16 protein-coding genes and 1 riboswitch are annotated in these 17700 nt (G+C 60.0%); of the genes, 1 reads left to right on the top strand and 15 read right to left on the bottom strand.

The features are described 5' to 3' along the window. Positions 1 to 176: 176 nt before the first annotated feature. The 15 genes from H5U02_06395 to H5U02_06325 all read right to left on the bottom strand — a co-directional run bounded on the left by H5U02_06395 (position 177) and on the right by H5U02_06325 (position 16241). Positions 177 to 545, bottom strand: coding sequence for a hypothetical protein (locus tag H5U02_06395; protein ID MBC7342063.1), 369 nt, complete (start codon positions 543 to 545; stop codon positions 177 to 179). Between the two features lie 114 nt (positions 546 to 659). After that, entirely contained in the window at positions 660 to 1325 is a 666-nt protein-coding gene (locus tag H5U02_06390; protein ID MBC7342062.1) for a diphthine--ammonia ligase, read from the bottom strand. Positions 1326 to 1369: 44 nt separating this feature from the next. After that, positions 1370 to 2425 (bottom strand): nicotinate-nucleotide--dimethylbenzimidazole phosphoribosyltransferase, encoded by a 1056-nt coding sequence (gene cobT, locus H5U02_06385; GenBank protein ID MBC7342061.1) that lies wholly within the window; start codon positions 2423 to 2425, stop codon positions 1370 to 1372. 25 nt (positions 2426 to 2450) lie between these two features. After that, positions 2451 to 3317 (bottom strand): GHMP kinase, encoded by an 867-nt coding sequence (locus tag H5U02_06380; GenBank protein ID MBC7342060.1) that lies wholly within the window; start codon positions 3315 to 3317, stop codon positions 2451 to 2453. Next, positions 3280 to 3492: a hypothetical protein gene (locus H5U02_06375; GenBank protein ID MBC7342059.1), complete on the bottom strand. Its 213-nt coding sequence runs from the start codon at positions 3490 to 3492 to the stop codon at positions 3280 to 3282. The genes H5U02_06380 and H5U02_06375 overlap by 38 nt, the downstream gene beginning before the upstream one ends. Next, on the bottom strand, positions 3489 to 4367 hold the full coding sequence (locus H5U02_06370; protein ID MBC7342058.1) for a cobyric acid synthase: 879 nt from the start codon (positions 4365 to 4367) through the stop codon (positions 3489 to 3491). The genes H5U02_06375 and H5U02_06370 overlap by 4 nt, the downstream gene beginning before the upstream one ends. Positions 4368 to 4401: 34 nt before the next feature. Continuing rightward, positions 4402 to 5622, bottom strand: coding sequence for a threonine-phosphate decarboxylase (locus H5U02_06365; protein ID MBC7342057.1), 1221 nt, complete (start codon positions 5620 to 5622; stop codon positions 4402 to 4404). A 21-nt stretch (positions 5623 to 5643) separates the two neighbouring features. Continuing rightward, positions 5644 to 6438: an adenosylcobinamide-GDP ribazoletransferase gene (gene cobS, locus H5U02_06360; GenBank protein ID MBC7342056.1), complete on the bottom strand. Its 795-nt coding sequence runs from the start codon at positions 6436 to 6438 to the stop codon at positions 5644 to 5646. Between the two features lie 14 nt (positions 6439 to 6452). Continuing rightward, positions 6453 to 7427: a cobalamin biosynthesis protein CobD gene (gene cobD, locus H5U02_06355; GenBank protein ID MBC7342055.1), complete on the bottom strand. Its 975-nt coding sequence runs from the start codon at positions 7425 to 7427 to the stop codon at positions 6453 to 6455. Between the two features lie 11 nt (positions 7428 to 7438). Further along, the gene (gene cobU, locus H5U02_06350; protein MBC7342054.1) at positions 7439 to 8011 is read right to left on the bottom strand and encodes a bifunctional adenosylcobinamide kinase/adenosylcobinamide-phosphate guanylyltransferase; all 573 of its coding nucleotides are present in this window, start codon (positions 8009 to 8011) and stop codon (positions 7439 to 7441) included. Further along, positions 7990 to 9303 (bottom strand): heme ABC transporter ATP-binding protein, encoded by a 1314-nt coding sequence (locus H5U02_06345; protein ID MBC7342053.1) that lies wholly within the window; start codon positions 9301 to 9303, stop codon positions 7990 to 7992. Before H5U02_06345 ends, cobU begins: the two co-directional genes overlap by 22 nt. Positions 9304 to 9315: 12 nt before the next feature. After that, positions 9316 to 10443 carry an iron chelate uptake ABC transporter family permease subunit gene (locus H5U02_06340; GenBank protein MBC7342052.1) on the bottom strand — a complete coding sequence of 376 codons (1128 nt, stop codon included), beginning with the start codon at positions 10441 to 10443 and terminating at the stop codon, positions 9316 to 9318. A gap of 223 nt (positions 10444 to 10666) precedes the next feature. Then, entirely contained in the window at positions 10667 to 11656 is a 990-nt protein-coding gene (locus H5U02_06335) for a cobalamin-binding protein (protein MBC7342051.1), read from the bottom strand. A 145-nt stretch (positions 11657 to 11801) separates the two neighbouring features. Next, a riboswitch (cobalamin riboswitch) is annotated at positions 11802 to 12002 on the bottom strand. 136 nt (positions 12003 to 12138) lie between these two features. After that, the gene (locus H5U02_06330; protein MBC7342050.1) at positions 12139 to 14718 is read right to left on the bottom strand and encodes an NTP transferase domain-containing protein; all 2580 of its coding nucleotides are present in this window, start codon (positions 14716 to 14718) and stop codon (positions 12139 to 12141) included. Further along, complete coding sequence (locus H5U02_06325) at positions 14715 to 16241, bottom strand: glycosyltransferase family 4 protein (protein ID MBC7342049.1); 1527 nt, start codon at positions 16239 to 16241, stop codon at positions 14715 to 14717. The genes H5U02_06330 and H5U02_06325 overlap by 4 nt, the downstream gene beginning before the upstream one ends. 248 nt (positions 16242 to 16489) lie before the next feature. Between H5U02_06325 and H5U02_06320 the strand changes: the two genes are divergently transcribed. Beyond that, entirely contained in the window at positions 16490 to 17581 is a 1092-nt protein-coding gene (locus H5U02_06320; GenBank protein MBC7342048.1) for a DUF4921 family protein, read from the top strand. The last annotated feature ends 119 nt before the right edge of the window (positions 17582 to 17700 follow it).

Below are 17700 nucleotides of genomic sequence, written 5' to 3'. Positions count from 1 at the left end.
AAAGCTCCACGCTTCCGCAGAACCTCCATGGTTCTCATTAAACCTTACTTAGATCCTTTTTATGTAACCAAGTTAAGTTTGATAACTAAACACCTAGCTTCATGCCAGGTAATATACAGGTAATATACGGGGATATATACGCCATAGCATTTAAAATTCCTCCTTCTTCACCCATGTTACGAAGATTTTTCTCGAAGCGAAGTCCCCCGAAAGGCCGCGTCCACCCGGCCGCTGTAAGCATAGGCAGAGGCTAGACACCCCCACCGCCGAGCATCCTGTCCAGCCAGGTTTCGATGTTGCTGGCCTGCGCCGTGCTGGCGGCGGCGCTGGCGGCCAGCTGCGGGCACGCTCAGAAAAATGCACCGCTGTTTGCGGGGAGCCTGGCCGGCAGGAAGGTGGTCATGATCGTCGCCCACCGGGACTTCCGCGACGAAGAGCTCTTCGAGCCGAAAAAGGTGCTTGCCACTAGCCTCGCCTGGGGTTTGTGGTCCGCGGGCCGGAGGTTTGCCGCCGGCTTCCTTCAGATTCCGCCTCGCGACGGACACCCTTGCCCTTGGCTAGCAGACTCGTGCTGCCTCGCCTGCAGTGGACTTTCACCACCCGGTTAACGCCCATGCCGGGCGCACACATAGTAGCTGCGCAAGGTGCGCGGCTTTTTCTCATTCCAATACGGCGACCTCTTGCTGCCAGTGTCCGTCGCGGGGGATTTGTTGTTTCAGGGCAAGCCTAATGGGGAAGGAGAAGATAGGGCCGGCGGTGACGACGGTGTGGTATTCGCCCTGTTCTCCGGATGGGTCTATTCCTTGCTCTTGCAGTTCGGCAATGACCTGCCAATCCAGGGTTTTCCCCAGGAAACTCTTGTCTAAAACTCCCTCGCGGACCGAGATGATTGTAGCCTGGAAACCGGCCTCTATGAACTCGCGCAACAGTTCGTAGCGGGTAGCCTGCCAAAGGGGCAGAAAGGAGCGCAGGCCGGCAGAGGCACAGACCTTCTCGACCCAAGCGCGGTGCTCCTGAAGGTCGATGTCTCCGAAAACTCCGGCTTGGATTCCTTCTTGCTTGAACTGGGTAAGGGCGGAGAGGAATACCTGCTCATAATCGCCCCACGTCGCCGACCGGGTAACAAGTGGAATGCCGAGAGCGAGCGCTTGTTTTTGGATCACCTCGCGGGGCAGGCCGTGGGCCCGCGTCTCGGTGCCCGTTTCCGCCAGCATGGTGAGCAGGAGGCCAGGTTTGCCGCCGGCCCGCAGGGCGCGATACAGGGCCAGGCAGGCATCTTTGCCACCGCTCCAGGAACAGAAGAAAGGCAAATCTTTAATCGACAAGCTATTTCATCTCCTATCTTGTTGACATACTTAACTCGCCACAATTAGGGGGCTTCAGCCACGCCGGCGGAGGCAAAGGTGGCCATCTCGCGCAGAAGCTTGCAGGCGGTCTCCACGAGGTTCATGGCCAGGACGGCGCCGGTACCCTCGCCCAGCCGCATTCGCATCTGCAGTATGGGCTTAAGATCCAGCAGCTCGAGCATGTACTTGTGGCCCGGCTCTTCCGAAAGGTGCGATGCGATCATAAAGTCGCAGGCTTTCGGCTCAAGTTTGCCGGCAACAAGGGCCGCTGCGCTGGAGATGAAACCGTCAATGACCACGGGCACCCTGTGCGCGGCACAGCTCAAAATCACTCCTGCCAGGCCGGCGATCTCGAAACCGCCCACCTTATGTAAGACGGAAAATGCATCGCGGGGATCAGGCTGGTTCACCTTCAGGGCCTTCGCAACTGCCGCCACCTTGAGGCGGAGCCGTTCATCGTCGATCCCGGTACCGCGGCCAATCAGCTTGGCCACCGGGAAACCACTGAAGGCGGCCAGGATGGCACTGCTGGGGGTGGTGTTGCCAATCCCCATGTCCCCGGTAGCGATGAGATTAACCCCTTTAGCGATCTCCTGTGCCGCCACCTCAATCCCGTGTTCCAGGGCGATGACGGCTTCTTCCCGGGTCATGGCCGGCCCCGTAGCTATGTTGCCGGTTCCACGCCGCACCTTCCGGCAAATCACCCCGGCAGAATCCAGGTCAGAGGCCACGCCGACATCAACCACCACGACCCGCGCGCCTACATGCCGGGCCAGCACGTTGATGGCTGCGCCTCCGTTTACGAAGTTTTGTACCATCTGCGCGGTTACTGAGCTGGGGTAGGCACTCACTCCTTCTGCCGTCACCCCGTGATCTCCGGCCATAACTATTACGGCCTTATCTTTAACTTCGGGCAGAGCTGTACCGGTGATCCCTGCCAGGCGCACTACCAGGTCTTCCAGCACCCCCAAGCTTCCCTTGGGCTTGGTTAAACTGTCCAGGCGCCTCTGAGCGGCGGCCATCGCCTTCTCGTCCAGATGACCGATCTTTTTTCTGGTCTCCTCAAGAGTTAGTCTCATCATGTTTTACCTCCTCCCGCTTTATCTAGCGCACCCCACCACCGATAATCGTGGTGTAAAGGGTAGGAAACCCCAACTTAGCACCAATATAACGCGCAGCGTCTTCATCCGGCCGCCTGCGCTGGTCGAAGAGAATGCCCAGCACCGTGCCGCTGTGGGCAACGGCTACGCCGACCGCCCTTAGCTCCTGGCCGAGGCGAATAACCTTTTCCAGCATTGGCTTCTCCAAAATGTTTTGGTTAGCTCTGGCGCTCAAAGTGGCGCCGGCGCCGATGGCTTCCGGATCACCGCGGGCAAGACCTTCCTCAACCAGCCGCAGGGCCTCACGCACCTCAGGTTCTTTACGACGGTTCAGTTCGGCCAACTCGGGGCAGTGGTTGAAGGCGATGGTGTCGACGGTACCGCCTGGATCGACGATGATCACGTCCATGGGCGGCGGGTTGCCCAAGACCCGGCACAGCCTGCCCCGGCGGTGATCGAAAAGCGCGATGCCTGGGTACATCAGCCCGTCGCTGGGCTCGATCGCTAGGGCGATGGAGGCCACCTCGGCGGGACCGATCTCCTGCTTCAGGGCGCGAGCTGTGGCCACGCAGGCGGCGGCGATGTCGGCCGTGCTGCTGGCCATGCCTTTTCCCCGGGGGATGGACGAAGAAACCCGGAGACGCGGCAGCGGCCCGGTGTACCCGAGGTAGCCCAGCGTTTGCCGCACGGCCAAAGCAGTTTTGCGGTGGTAACCATCATTCCAGGTAGATTCGCCTGCGCTTGCCGCAGACAAGAAAACTTCCACGGAGGACCAGAGGTCCACCGGGCAGGTCACCAGAAAATCAACCCCGGCAATGGAGCCCTGCACCAGCTCACCGCAGGTTCCGGGGGCCCTGGCCCGAGCCAGCATCGCACGTTTCACCTCCGCTATCGAGTTGCAGCAAAGATACGAGCGGAATGGCCTCCGGGGAAAGGTCGAACTCCCGGGAAGCCTGGGTCAAGGTTTCCGTGAGGGCCTCCTCAGCACAGGCAGGAAAATCGTAGAGGGTGCCATCCAGGTCGAAGAACACGAACCGGCTCGTCATGGTGCTGGTGGCGCCAGGCCCAACAGCTGGTAACAGTAAGCCACGTTGAGGTTCTGCCGTACCAGCGCGGCTAAACGGTCGTACCTCCGTTCCCGTTCCGGGCTTTGGCCGAGGCCGGCAACCTCGAGAGAGGGGAAGGCCCCTTCGGCCTGTCGGAGGCCGTTTGCGGGCGACGCCGTATCTTCCTCCTCCACAAGACGCTCGGTAAAGAAAGGCAGCACGCCAAGAACGGGCTTGCCCGTGCGTTTTTCCAGGTACGCTAGGCCAGGTTGTAAAAGGCCGATGTCGCCCCGGAACTTGTTGACGATGAAACCCGCCACCCGCTCCCTCTCCACCGGCTCCAGAAGTTCGAGGGTACCAACCAAGGAGGCGAACATCCCGCCCCGGTCGATGTCGCCCACTAAAAGCACCGGCGCGTTTGCCAATTCCGCTACCTTCATGTTAGCGATGTCCCGATCTTTGAGGTTGACTTCCGCCGGGCTGCCGGCTCCCTCGATGACGACTATGTCAAAGCGCTCGAGGAGGTTGCGCAGGGCTTCCTCAATCGCCGGCAGGACGGTGGGAACGTAGCGATCCCGATACTCCCCAGCACCTAAGTGCCCCACGGGCCGGCCGAGCAGCACCACCTGGGCGACGTGGTCGGCGCCGGGCTTGAGGAGTATCGGGTTCATAACCGCTTCCACTTGAATTCCGCCCGCCTCGGCCTGAAGCGCCTGCGCCCGCGCCATTTCCAGCCCATCAGGCGCGACGTACGAATATGAGGACATGTTCTGCGACTTGAAGGGCGCTACTTTCCAACCGTCCTGGCGGAAAATGCGACATAAAGCGGTGACGATCACGCTCTTGCCAACGCTCGAGCTGGTGCCCTGCACCATAATAGCCTTACCGCTCACAGGCTTTCACTCCTTCTCAATAACCATAAGTCGCGTTCGAGTGGGTTTTGCCCGGTGATTCGAGGACCGCCCGCAGTTCGGTAAGCAGCCTCTGGTTTTCTGCCGGCATCCGGACTGCCACCCTGGCGTAGTACTGGTCCAACCCGGGAAAATTCGAGCAATCCCGGATCAGAATCCCCCGGCACCCCAGGGCTTTACGGGCCGCAGGAGCAGTGATCCCGCTGGCGCGGAGGTCGCAGAGGAGGAAGTTCGCGGCGGAGGGATAAGGCTTGACCCCGGGGATGCTGCCTAGCCCTTGGAACAACACCGCACGCTGCTCGCTCATCAGGGCAACGCTCTTCTGCACGTATTCAACCTCGTCCAGGCAGGCCAGGCCGGCGAGTTGGGCGGGGGCGTTGACGCTCCAGGGATCCCGGCCTCCTTCCATCTCCTTGATGATGGCTTCAGGTCCGATCCCGTAGCCGAGCCGTAACCCTGGTAGACAGTAAAGTTTGGTCAAAGAGTTAAGGATGAAAAGGTTAGAGCTTCCGTCCTGAACATCTCCTATGAGGCTTACCGCTCCCCGGTCAGGCAGAAACCCAATGAAGGACTCGTCTAGAAGTAAGAAGGTACCCGCCTGGGCCGCAACCCTCACCAGAGTCACCAACGCCTCCCGGGCAGTCAGGGTACCGGTGGGGTTGTTGGGGTTACAGACAACAACCAGGTCGTAGCCGCCTGTTGCAATCACCCTGACCAAGGTCTCCAGCGGTAGGGCAAAATCCGCTTCCGGGCCCAAAGGAAAGAACTGCACCTCGCCGCCTACTGCCCGCACCGCCCTCTCGTATTCCGAAAAGGTTGGGACCGGGATTAGCGCTCTCGCCGGCTTGAGCACCCGGCAGAGGAGGTAAATCAGTTCGGCAGCGCCATTGCCCACGATGAGCTGCCGGGCAGGAACATCGTGCTGCACTGCCAGGGCTCGTTTAAGGGTGCTGGACTGGGGTTCAGGGTAGTGGCGTACCATATCCGCCTGTTCCCGCAGCAAACGCAGTACTGACTCAGGTGGACCAAGGGGGTTCAAGTTGGCACTGAAATCCAACACCTCTTCCAGGAGCAACCTAAACTCCTGCATGGCTCCCCAAACGTTGCCGCCGTGGCAGGTACCGTTCCCGCTCCATGATGGCGGCTTCAACCCCCAAACGTTGCCGCCGTGGTCAGTGCTCGACCCAGCCTTATCTGCAAACCCTCTGGCCTCTTGCAATTCCCCTCATCCTCTTCCCAATTAATCAACAGCAGCTACAACCAGCAGGAAAACAAGTTCGGCCACCTCGTTCACAGCACCGTAGACATCCCCGGTCAGCCCGCCGAGGCGCCCAGCTACATAGCGGGCAAAAACGGCAGACCCTACCTGCGCCGCGACGACTGCCGCCGCGATAACAACAAAACGCCCGGCTCCGGCAGCAGCGTCTTGCAACCATCCAGCGGTTAACATGAGACCGGTCAAGATTAGGGAAGCGTAGACCTCCCGCCGTCCCGTCTGCAGGGCGTACTGGCGGCCCATGCCCGCGCCGCTGCGCGCGTAGCCGTGCAGGGCAATGGCCAGGACCATGGCCTGGCGTCCGGCGATGGGCAGGAACAAGAGGGCGTAAGGGCGTAGCCAGTCGGCAACCTCACCGAGAAGGGCAAATCTCAGAAGCAGGCTGATTATAAGGGCGGTGGCTCCCAGGGCGCCGATACGGCTGTCGCGCATGATCTGCAGAGTTGTCTCCCGGTCCTTGCGGCACAAAAGGCCGTCGAAGGTGTCCGCCAAGCCGTCAAGGTGAAGGCCGCCGCTCACCGCAGCCGCAGCCGCCACCAGTAAAGCGGCCCGCACCCCGGACGAAAAGAACAGCTTGGCTGCGGCGTCGACGCCCACCAGGATCAAGCCAACCACCGCGCCCACCAGAGGAAAGAGCCGGGTAGAACGGGCGCAGCCCGTCGCCTGTTCCGCCTCCAGTTCGTCGCGGCGTAATCCGGGAACCGGCAGTACAGTAAGCAAGGTTAAGGCGCTCTTGAAATCGTACAGCCAGCGGTGCATGGCGGATCCCCCCTTCACCGGGCAACCGCCCAGGCGCTGATTAGCGTGAGGAAAAAGCCAGTTGCCAAAGCCAACCACGCTGCTACCTGCACCACCGCCAGGGCTTGGTCGATGTGGGCCGGTGTGGGGGCCTGTCCCTCCTCACCCAGAATACCGTGGAAGGACGGCACTCCCTGGTAGTAATTCAGGCCACCGAGACGAACGCCCAGCAGTCCCGCCATAGCGGCCTCGGGGAAGCCGCTGTTGGGGCTGGCGTGCTTACGCGCGTCCCGGCGCACGGTCTGCAGGACCCTTGCCACGTTAAGTCCCAGGGAGGCCCCAGCCGCGGCCAAGAGCAGGGCTGTGAGCCGAGCCGGCAGGTAGTTGGCCAGATCGTCCAGCTTGGCGGCAGCGAAGCCAAAGTAGAGGTAGCGCTGGTTGCGGTAACCGATCATGGAGTCGAGGGTGTTAACTGCCTTGTACGCCAGAGCCAGCGGTGCACCGCCGAGAAAGGCATAAAAAAGAGGAGCTACGATGCCGTCGGATGCGTTCTCGGCGGCTGTCTCAATGGCCGCCCTGGCAATTTCGCTTTCAGTGAGCTTTTCGGTGTCGCGTCCGACCACTAAGGACAGCGCCTGCCGAGCTTCCCGCAAGTTACCCTCTTTTAGGGCCGCCCGGACGGCAAGGATATGTTCTTTGAGGCTGCGGGTGGCCAACGTGGTGTAGAGAAGCAGTGTGCTGAGCAGGAAGCGGACCGGACCCAAGGCCTGCCCGGCCCAGCGGATAAGAAGCGCGGCCAGGACATAGGTTCCGGTAACCACAACAGCGGTGAGCAGAGCGCCGGCCAGCTTTTGCACCAAAGGCGGATGCCTTTCCCATCGCAGAATATTCTCAAGGAAGGAAATACTCTTTCCGATCGCAACGACCGGATGAGGCAGCCAGCGAGGATTGCCCCACCACAAATCCAGCAGAAAAGCTACAACCACCTGCGCGCAATTGTTTCCGAACATGAGCAGTAACCTCACTTGAGCCTGAGCGGCAGACCGGAAAAAAGGACATAGACTTCGTCGGCCACAGCTGCGAAGGACTGGTTGGCCTTGCCGACCAGGTCCCGGAAGATACGGTTCAGCCGATTTTCCGGGACTAGGCCCATTCCTACCTCGTTAGAAACAAGCACTACATCTGCCAGGACCGTGCAGGTAACCTCGGCGGTCGTCTGGACGTAGTCCAAAAGTTCCTGCAGGATGGCGTTAGCTTGTTCTGCTGAAGGCAGGTCCTGGCCGTCAAGACCGGCCTTCTGCAGCAGGTGGTTGGTCAGCCAGAGCGTGACGCAGTCCACCAAAAGAAGCCTGCCGGGAGTCCCGTACTCGATAAGAACCTCCTTCAGCAGGAACGGCTCTTCCACCGTTTTCCAGTTCGCCGGACGGCGGCGTCGGTGCGCCGCAATGCGCAGCTGCATCTCTGCATCTACCACCGGCGAGGTAGCGACGTAGATTACCTCTTTACCGCTGTCAAGCGCATAGCGCTCGGCAAACGTGCTCTTGCCGCTGCGCGCCCCGCCGGTGATGAAGATCACTTTTCCCGCTGTGTGCACCGCCTAGCCCCCCTTTCCCGTTGCCCCCCACCCGCCGCAATGGCCTCAAGGGCCTGGGCCGGTTCCTTGAAGAGGTAGGCGCCCTTTTCAATCAGGCGTTCGTAGATACGGGTCGCCAACCCCCCGGTGTAATCGCGTTCTGCAACCGGTTTAGCCCCGACCAGAAAGAGGGGCATGCCCCAAGCCTGGGCTTCTTGGACGACATACAGGTTCTGGATGTTGCCCGGACCGAAGGGCACCTCAGCCACAAGTACGCAGTCCGCCTGCTTCATCAGGGCCAGGTTGCGCTGCTGGTCTTCTTCCCCGATCGGGGCAAACGGGGGAATCTCGACCATCTGGATGCCCAACAACCGGCCCTGGTCCCAGTCGGTGTCCCCCCTGTTCAGGACCCCCGCGGTTACAGTCCAGCCAGCGTATGCCATCGCCTCCATGATCCGGCCTGCGGTCCCGCCGCCCCCGATAAGGTGCACGGCGGGTCGGTAAGCGGGGTAAACCCCAGAGTTGTTCTTGGTTGGTACCCAGGAAATGTGCAGTTGCCCATTCATGGGGTGACGGCTGATGACGACGTCGCTGGCGTAGGCCTTCTTGAGGTTTTCGCGGGTCAGCACTTCTTCAGCCGGGCCCAAGGCGACAATTTTGCCTGCAGCTAAGAGGAGAAACTTGTGAAAGTACTGCGCTGCCAGATTAAGGTCGTGCAAAACGGCGATGATGGTCAGCTTCTTTTCCCGGTTGAGCCGGCCCAGAAGCTCCAGGATCTCGACTTGGTAGGTAATATCCAGGTGGGACGTGGGCTCGTCCAGGAGAAGCACTTGCGGCTCCTGGGCCAAAGCTCGGGCGATAACCACCCGCTGCCGTTCTCCACCGCTTAAGGTCGCTACCGTGCGGTCGGCCAGGTGCAGGGTGGAGGTGAGTTCCATGGCTTTGCGCATAATGGCCAGGTCACGGGAACTCTCGTGCTGAAAAGGGCCAATGTGCGGCTGGCGGCCCATGAGGACGACCTCGGCCACGCTGAAGTCAAAATCTATCGCCGTCTCCTGCGGGACTACGGCCAGCTGCCTGGCCAGCTCCCGCGCCGAATAGGTGCAGACGTCGCGGCCAGCCAACCAAACTGTTCCCACCTTCGGCCGGAGTGCCCGGCTGATGCACTTTACAAGGGTTGATTTCCCAGAGCCGTTCGGCCCTACCACTGCCAGCATTTCGCCCTGCCGCAGCGTGAAGGTGATCCCATCCAGAGCGGGGACCGCACTGTAGGTGTAAGTTGCCCCATGGATATCAAGCAAAACTTCAGCCATAGCCCCACCCACCTAACTAAAAAAGCGAATCTTTTTCCGGTTGCGGAGGATGTAGATGAAGAAAGGACCACCGCTTAAGGCTGTGATTAGCCCCACAGGAAGTTCTGTCGGAGCGATAACGGTCCTGGCCAATGTGTCCGCAGCGACCATCAGGGCAGCTCCGGCGATAGCGGAGGCCGGGAGCAAAAACCGGTGGTCGGGGCCGCCCAGCATCCGCAGGGCGTGGGGTACGATCAGCCCGACAAACCCGATCACGCCGCTGGTCGAAACAGCGGTAGCAGTAAGGAGTGTCGCACCTGCCAGGAGCCATCTTTTCGCGCGCTCAACCTCGACTCCCAGGTGCCCGGCCACCTCCTCGCCAAGAAGGAGCGCGTTGAGTTCCCGGGCATGCAGGACAATAACGGCTATGCCCAGGATGAAGTAAGGGAAGGCCAGCCGTACATACGACCAACTGGCGCCGTCAAAACCGCCCATTAACCAGAAAATCACCTGGTGCAGCCGCTGGTCGGCGAAATACACCAAGAGGGAAACGATGGCGGAGAGAAAGGATCCCACGGCGATGCCGGCCAGGAGCAGGGTCAGGAGCGAGACCGAGTCGCCAACCCGGCCAAGGTGGTAGACGATGAGCACCGTGCCTAACGCCCCGACAAAGGCCAGGACCGGCACCGCCCCTACCCCGAGGAACTGGAAATTAAGAGCCAACAGCATCGCCACCGTGGCACCCAGGGAAGCCCCGGAAGACACTCCGATCACGTAAGGATCTGCCATAGGGTTCCGAAACAAAGCCTGAAAGGTAGCGCCGGCAACCGCCAGGGACGCACCCACCAGGGCCGCCATAAGCACGCGCGGTACCCGCAGTTTCAAGATGATGGTCTGATTGAGCGCAGACTCAGGTGTGCTAGGAGCCGCCGGCAGGCCTAAGGCCTTCAATAAATCAGCCAGGGGAATGTCTGCAGCGCCTACCCGGACGGCTATGACCATAACCCCAACCAAAAGCCCCGCCAACGCTGCCGTCAGGACCCTGCCCTTCCAGCGCTTGAGCTCAAGTATAGGAAAAACCGTTTCTGCTGTTAGACTGGTTGCATCAAAACCACTCTTGCCACTTGGACCCCGGAGTGCTTCGTGCTTGGCTGCCTCCATTCAGGCACCCCCTCATAAATACGTTGATGCCTCCGCAACATCTCCCCTGCCGGATTGCTGCCCAGCACTCAACTGGCTGGCCCAAGCTTCCGATTCAGGCTATTCCCAGCAAGCTTTTTTGTAAGGCTGCAGTTTTGGGGTTGGTTGAGTGCTGGGCCATTTTCATACTTGTTTCGGGTGCACCATACCTTACCTGGCTGGGGTGGCCCGGCCGGCAGATCGCTTATTTGCTAAGGAGTTCAGGGTGAATCATCTGTGTAAGCTGCTCGAGCGCCTCGACCACCCGCGGGCCAGGGCGTGAGATTATGTTGGCGTCAATACTGTAGACACGGTTATTCTTGATGGCGCTGATTTCTTCCCAACCACTGCGCGCTTTGACTTGCTCCACCGTCAGTGAAGCCGTACCGTGAAACCGCGGAAAAATGATGATCTCCGGATTTGCCTTAATAACGGCCTCAGCGCTGAACTTTGGATAGTCCGTCTCTGCAGTGCGGGCGATGTTGCGACCGCCGGCTAGTTCGATCAGCTGGCCGATAAGGGTCTTGGGTCCCGCAGACATGAGCGGATCAGAGTAAACCTCGTAGTACACCAGCGGTTTCTTTTCTTCGGGAATCTCCTGGACGAGCGCGCGCACCCGCTGGATCCGCTCTTCCATCTCCGCCACCAGCTGGCCGGCCCGTTCTTCGGCCCCGGTAGCCCTGCCGATCCACTTGATGCTGGTCAGAACCTCGTCCACGGTCTTCGGGTCGACGACGGCCGTCGGGACGCCTAGTTGCTCCAGTTGCTTGACGGCCTGCTCGTGCATGCTGCTGGCTAGAACCAGATCCGGTTTTAGGTCTACGATCTTTTCGACGTTCGGCTTGGAGAAGCCGCCGATTTTAGCGACAGCAGCGGCCTCAGGCGGGTAGTCACTGTAGTCGTCAACGCCAACGACTTTCTCGCCCAGGCCCAGGGCGAACAAGATCTCGGTGTTGGAAGGAGCCAAGGAGATCAGCCTTTGAGGCTGCGCGGCCAACGTGACTTTTCTGCCCATGTCGTCGGCGAAAGTCAGCGGAAATTTAACGGCCGCGGGCGTCGTGGAATTGCCTTGCTGCCCCGAGGGTGTGGCACACCCGGCCAGAATAGTTCCCAAGAGTATTAGCACGAGCATGAGTAGCAGGATCTTAGGCCGGCCGGCCCCTGTTGCTCGCGATTTCATACTGAGCGAAAGCATCTTAGCCCTCCTCATCCTAATGCTTCAGAAATCAAATACAACAAAAAAGCCCGGTTCCGACGGACCGGGGTATTGACCTACTTACCACTTAAGACCGGAGACTGAACGCTCCCAGTCATCGCGTGACCCCCCTTCCCTCGAAGGTATCCCACGCACCCAGACAGGCAGGTCTCCTGACTCCCGGATCATCATCGGTCGGCGCCTTCCCATTCCAAGGCCGGTTCTCCGGCCCGGGGAACAGTGGCCATTGCCGCCAATTACCCGGTTACAGTGGCGGGGCCGTTCAGGATTTGCACCTGATTCCCTCTTGTGCCTTGATTAAGGCACCTGTCTGGTAGTTATACTCTTAATACTATTATAACGAAAAAGAGGGCCAGAGCAAACACGTTTTCTTCGCTGCTTCGCTGGCGCGTTCCGCCAACGAGCGGGTGAACGAGTTAGCGTTATGACCGTCCTCCTGTTCGCCCGCCCCCCTACTCGCCCTAGGACTTAAGGGAAGTGGCTTCCCCAGACCGATCTCCACCCACCAGTTCCTGGACCTGCTGACGGTAATGGGAGGCCAGGTTCTGAGCGGATTCCGGGTTATCGGCCTCGGCGATTACCCAATAGGAGGGTTCCTCCGGATCGGGGAGCATCAAGGCCCAGCCGTTGTCGTGCTGCACCCGGATCCCATCCACAAGCTCTACCCTATCTCCTGCTGCTGGCGCCGCTGCCGTAACCCTTTGCGCTCCTTCGGCCTTTGGCCTTGCCTCCTCTGGCACCGCTCCCCACCCCGGTCGGTTTATTTGCTGCTCGGCCAAGATCCGGGTTACCTGTCCCTTTTTGTCCCAGGGGCAATGGACCTTCTCCCGGACCATATGGTAGGTAGGTATCTCTGCTAGTAAGGCTTCCGGGCGAGGCTGCCGGCTTAATGCCTCCAACAGCTCTGCCAAGAAATACAGGGGATCGGTGATCAGATCATATTGGGAAAGGTGGAGCTGGCTCTGGCGGACTTCATCCGTCAAACACTGGGCCAGCACTTCCCGCCAGCTGGTCTTGGTGCGGATGACCTTGCCGCCTTTGGCCTCTGCCATCTGCTCCACCGTATTGGGGCTGTCAAGAGGGATGACCACGGTTCCACCCTGGTTGGCCCAGAGCAACAACAAGTACTGCAAATGGGCTATGTCTTGGGGCAAAAGCTCCTTTCCCCCTAGCGCCAACCGGCCAACCAGGCTGCCTCCCTGGTCGATGGCCGCCCAGAGGTGCCATCCTTGGCCCAGAGCTCGGCCACCAATTTGGCTGCCTCCAAGGCCCGGATCGGGGCTGCCTCCATCCACCCCCACCAAGCCTTCCCACCTGGTAGCCACCCTCTCAGCCAAGGCATAAACTTCTGGTTCCGGGCAGAACACTCCCATCCGCCAGCCCCGCTGGCGGATTCGCTCCCGGGCTGCCCGGCTCAAAGCCTGGCTCACATGCTCCACATAGGCTTCCGTCCCGTGGCGGACATCCAGGAGAGGTCGGATCTCGCCCGCCGGAGGCCGGCGCATCCCCTCCTGGGCAATCAGGTTTTCCACTTTGCGCTGGGAACCCCGGGAAAGCGGAAGCCCTGCCTCGTCCAATAACCAAACCACCGCTTGCTCCTCCTGCCCACCCATCTGGGCATGGATCCCCCCCTTAAGCCCATACTGCCTCAACACAAACCGGTGCAAGGGCAGGCTGGCTACGCCTAGATCCACCACCGTAGCTCCGGCCGCCAGCAGGCCGGCCAAAAGCGCACTCTTGGTGGCTACCGCCGGCGCTGCCGCCGCCGAGCTCACCAAAACCAAATCCGAGGCCTTAAGGGTGGAAGCAAAAGCTGCACCGATACGGGTTAGGAGCTCCGGCACCAGGTCCCGGTTAAAGGTTCCCTTGATAGCATCATTGACGAAGAGGCTGGTAGCACAAGCTTGCCCCCAGACCACGCTCTGGGTCGCTTGGGCATGGGGCTCCACCCGCTTTTGGGGCCAAAGCTTAACCTGGGGCGCCACTTGGGCCTGGTCCCCTACATAGGCCCGCTCCCCCGCCACTGCTTCCTCAAATACTTTCGCCCCGGCGCCTACGCTGACCCCATGAGCCAAAATCGCCCCGCGGATTTCCGCCCCTTGGCCTACCCGCACTCGATCCCAGAGGAGGGCGCGCTTCAATGAAGCTTGGGGTTCAATGACGTTATCTCTTCCCAGCACCGTGTAAGCCCCCACCAGGACCCCTTCACCCACGTAACTACCCGCCCCAATAACGATGGGGCTTTCCAGCTTGGCCCCGGGATGGATCTTTACCCCTTCCCCCACCCATATCCCTGGCTGGATCTCTTTAAGGCCTTCAGTCCATGGAACTATGGCCCGCCCGCCCAAGAGGGCACGGTGCGCTTCCCGGTACAATCCGACATTACCGACATCGCACCAGTAACCGGAGCCTGGATAGCCAAACAGGCGCTGCCCCTCCTCCAGCAACTTGGGGAACAGATCCTTAGAAAAATCAAACATTTGCCCCTCAGGGATCCAGGACAGAACTTGGGGCTCCAGGATGTAAATGCCGGTGTTGACCCGATCGCTGAAGACTTCGCTCCAGGCCGGCTTTTCCAGGAAGCGGCGGATTCTCCCTTCGCTATCGGTGATTACTACCCCGTATTCCAGGGGGTTATCGACCGGGGTCAGCACCAGGGTAGCCAAGCTCTCCGCCTGGCGATGAAACTCCCAAGCTGGCTGGAGATCAATGTCGGTAAGGGCATCGCCGCTTATGACTATGAAGGTCTCATCTAAAAATTCTTGGGCGTTCTTGACGCTGCCCGCCGTCCCTAGCGGCCGGTCTTCCACAAAGTATTCCAGGCGCACTCCCCACTGGCTGCCATCCCCAAAGTAATCCATGATCTGCTGGGGCAAGTATTGCAGGGTTACGCCAATATCCTTAATGCCGTAATTTTTAAGCTGCTCCACCGCATACTCCATCACCGGGCGGTTGGCCATGGGCACCATGGGTTTGGGGCAGTTGCAGGTAAGGGGGCGCAAGCGCGATCCTTCGCCTCCGGCCATGATAATGGCTTTCACCAGTTTTCGCCTCCTCGCTGGTAATTGATGTTCTCAGCCCGCTTTTCCACCAAGCTATAGCGGCTGGCCCAATGAGCAGGGGATCCTGGCGTCTCCGCTGCGGCCGCAGGCAACGGGCCAAGATCTTCCGCTGAGCTCGCACCTCGCGAGGCTAGACTACTGCTTATTGCCCCCCAGTGGGCGCCTTTTTGGGCCGCGGCAGCGCCTTGGGCCAAGTTGGTTGGGTTGGCCGGCCTGGTCAGCCTGGTCGCCATATTCGTGCCTTTCCCGGCCAGACCCTTGCCTAGGCGGCTCGAGGTACTCCGGGAGGCAAACCCGGGCCAGTAAGCCAGGCGTGGCCGCCAGGGCGATTGCCGGTATTCCTGCTCCACCCGCTGGTACAATTGGGCAGTCTTTTGGGCCACCTGCTTCCAGTCGTAAACTTTTTGCACTAGGTCCCGACCACTTTGGCGCAGCCGAGCGGCCAGATCCGAGTCGGAAAGCACCCGAATTACGTTATCAGCTAAGGAAACCACGTGGCCAGAAGGGAAGAGCAGGCCATCAACTCCGGGGGTAATAATCTCCCGCAAGCCCCCGGTATCGGATGCCACTACCGGGGTCCCCGTAGCCATGGCCTCCAAGGCCACGATGCCAAAGGGCTCATAGAGGCTGGGAAAGACAGCTACCTCCGCCGTCTTGTAGAGGGCGTTACGGGTAGCGTCATCCACGTACCCGGCGAAGTATACCTTATGGGCTACTCCCAAGGCCCAAGCCCGGTTTTTTAGGTGCGCTTCTGCTGGACCCTGGCCAGCAATGACCAGTTTGGCCTGCGGGCAGGCGGCAAGAATCCGGGGCAAAGCTTCGATTAACAGGTGGGTCCCTTTTTCTTGCACCAGCCGGCCCACGAAAAATACAATTCGCTCCTCCGGCCGGGCATACCACTGCCGCCAGCGCGGATCCGGGTCCGGCCCTTTTAACTTTTCTCCGTCCACACCGTTGGCAATGACTTCAATCTTATCGGTGGGCAGCTGAAACAAGCCCTGGACTTCGTGTTTCATGTGCTGGCTGCAGACAATTACCCGCCACGCCTCATATGTAAGCCACCATTCCACGCTGTTAATGTACCTTTGCGTATCGGTATAGAGTCCATGGTTGCGGCCCGCCTCGGTGGCATGGATGGTGGCCACCAGGGGCAACCGGTAAAGGTGCTTAAGGGTTCCCCCGGCAAAGGCAACCAGCCAGTCGTGGGCATGGATCAGGGTGGGCCGGCGCTGGTTAATGATCTTGGCTGCCTGCTCCACCATACCAAAATTGAGCTGCAACACCCAGGTGACAAAATCGGGGGCGTTGACCGGGTAGCTTTCCACCCGGTTGATGCGAACCCCCCGGACCGTATCTCGGGAGCTAGCTCCGCTAACCCCACAGGTAACCGCCTCCACTTGTACCCCTTGACTCACCAAAGCTTCAGCCAACCCTTCCACGTGCCGGCCCAGGCCGCCCACGTTGCGGGGTGGATATTCCCAAGAAAGCATTAGCACCTGCAAGCGTATCATCCTTCCAAAAAAGTCGCTTCCCGACCAACCTCTCGGTGTGGCTTGCCGTCTAGAGCGCTCCTTGCCTTTCCCCGGCGCTTGCGCCCTCGTCCCCTCCTTATTCTTCCTGCTCCTAGGACTTTTATGCCCGGCACCTGGTTTAACCCCCACGCCCACCTCCATCCTGCCCTTCTCAAGGAAAACTATTACTGTCATAATCAGGTGCAGAGGGAAGAATGCTAATGCTGGGAGGTAAGCCCATGCCAGAATTGCGAAAGAACCCGGCTGACCACTCTTGGGTGATAATTGCCACCGAGCGGAGCAAGCGCCCTTCGGACTTGATCAAGAAAAGCCAAGGGGCAAAAGAAGATAAAGGCGGCTCCAGGGGTGCCAATGGCGGCAGGCCCGCCCCTGGCACGCCCGAAGCAGGCTGCCCCTTTTGTGAGGGCAATGAAAACAAGACTCCGCCGGAAGTCTTTGCCTTTCGAAAACCTGGCACCCAGCCGGACACCCCGGGCTGGACAGTGCGGGTGGTGCCCAATAAATTTGCAGCTCTAAGCCCCGAAGGGAGTCCAGACCGCACTAAGAGAGGCCTTTGGGATACCTTAAACGGGGTGGGTGCCCACGAGGTAATAGTGGAAGGAACCGACCACTGGGCCTCCTGGCCGCAAAAAGATTCATCCCAGGTAACTGCCATCTTAAAGGCCTGGCAAGCCCGCTACCGGGCTCAAGGCGAAAAGCCCTTTATTCGCTATACCCAGCTATTTAAGAATCACGGTCTGACGGCAGGGGCTTCATTAGCTCATCCCCATAGCCAGCTCATCAGCACTCCCTTTGTCCCTGACCAAGTACAAAGGGAGCTGGATATCAGCCGGAAGTACTGGGAAAGCGAGGGGCGTTGCCTGTACTGTGACCTTTTGGCGGCCGAGGAACAGGAAGGGATACGGGCGATATCGTCTACGCCCTACTTCCTGGCTTTTTGCCCCTTTGCCTCTCGCTTTCCTTCCGAGGTATGGATCCTGCCACGCCGCCACCAGCCCTCGTTTGCGGCTATGGACGATGTCGAGACTGAGGATTTATCAGCGCTTCTAATTAAGATATTGGGGGTCTTCTATGCCCAGCTGGGCGATCCGCCCTACAACCTGATCCTGAGGACCTCCCCCCATGGGGAACAAGGGGCCTACGCCGCCTACCACTGGCACTTGCGCCTTCTTCCCCGGCTTAGCATCGTGGCCGGCTTTGAGTGGGGTACCGGCATCTTCATCAACCCCAGCAGCCCTGAAGAGGCGGCCAAGTTTTTGGCCGAACATTTAGGACCATCCCGGCTAAATCAAGGAGAGCAAACTAGCTAGCAAAGAGCGCGCTCCGGCCACCAAGCTTAGCGGGCACATCCCTTACCTTGGCCGGAGAGCCGTCAGGCAAGCGGGGGGAGGGGAAAAGCCTGAAGAGGCGAGTGCACAGAGGCGAGTGC

This window comes from Clostridia bacterium (assembly GCA_014360065.1).
GTDB lineage: Bacteria > Bacillota > DSM-521 > Neomoorellales > JACIYF01 > JACIYF01.
The sequence above is the reverse complement of the archived record's forward strand: the minus strand, read 5'-3'. Positions and strand labels throughout refer to the sequence as shown.

What these genes read in the sequence shown, in the direction of transcription:
- cobT (MBC7342061.1), bottom strand. Translation starts at nt 2,425, where the DNA reads ATGAGACTAACTCTTGAGGAGACCAGAAAAAAGATCGGTCATCTGGAC.
- H5U02_06380 (MBC7342060.1), bottom strand. Translation starts at nt 3,317, where the DNA reads ATGCTGGCTCGGGCCAGGGCCCCCGGAACCTGCGGTGAGCTGGTGCAG.
- H5U02_06375 (MBC7342059.1), bottom strand. Translation starts at nt 3,492, where the DNA reads ATGACGAGCCGGTTCGTGTTCTTCGACCTGGATGGCACCCTCTACGAT.
- H5U02_06370 (MBC7342058.1), bottom strand. Translation starts at nt 4,367, where the DNA reads ATGGTGCAGGGCACCAGCTCGAGCGTTGGCAAGAGCGTGATCGTCACC.
- cobS (MBC7342056.1), bottom strand. Translation starts at nt 6,438, where the DNA reads ATGCACCGCTGGCTGTACGATTTCAAGAGCGCCTTAACCTTGCTTACT.
- cobD (MBC7342055.1), bottom strand. Translation starts at nt 7,427, where the DNA reads ATGTTCGGAAACAATTGCGCGCAGGTGGTTGTAGCTTTTCTGCTGGAT.
- H5U02_06345 (MBC7342053.1), bottom strand. Translation starts at nt 9,303, where the DNA reads ATGGCTGAAGTTTTGCTTGATATCCATGGGGCAACTTACACCTACAGT.
- H5U02_06340 (MBC7342052.1), bottom strand. Translation starts at nt 10,443, where the DNA reads ATGGAGGCAGCCAAGCACGAAGCACTCCGGGGTCCAAGTGGCAAGAGT.
- H5U02_06335 (MBC7342051.1), bottom strand. Translation starts at nt 11,656, where the DNA reads ATGCTTTCGCTCAGTATGAAATCGCGAGCAACAGGGGCCGGCCGGCCT.
- H5U02_06320 (MBC7342048.1), top strand. Translation starts at nt 16,490, where the DNA reads ATGCCAGAATTGCGAAAGAACCCGGCTGACCACTCTTGGGTGATAATT.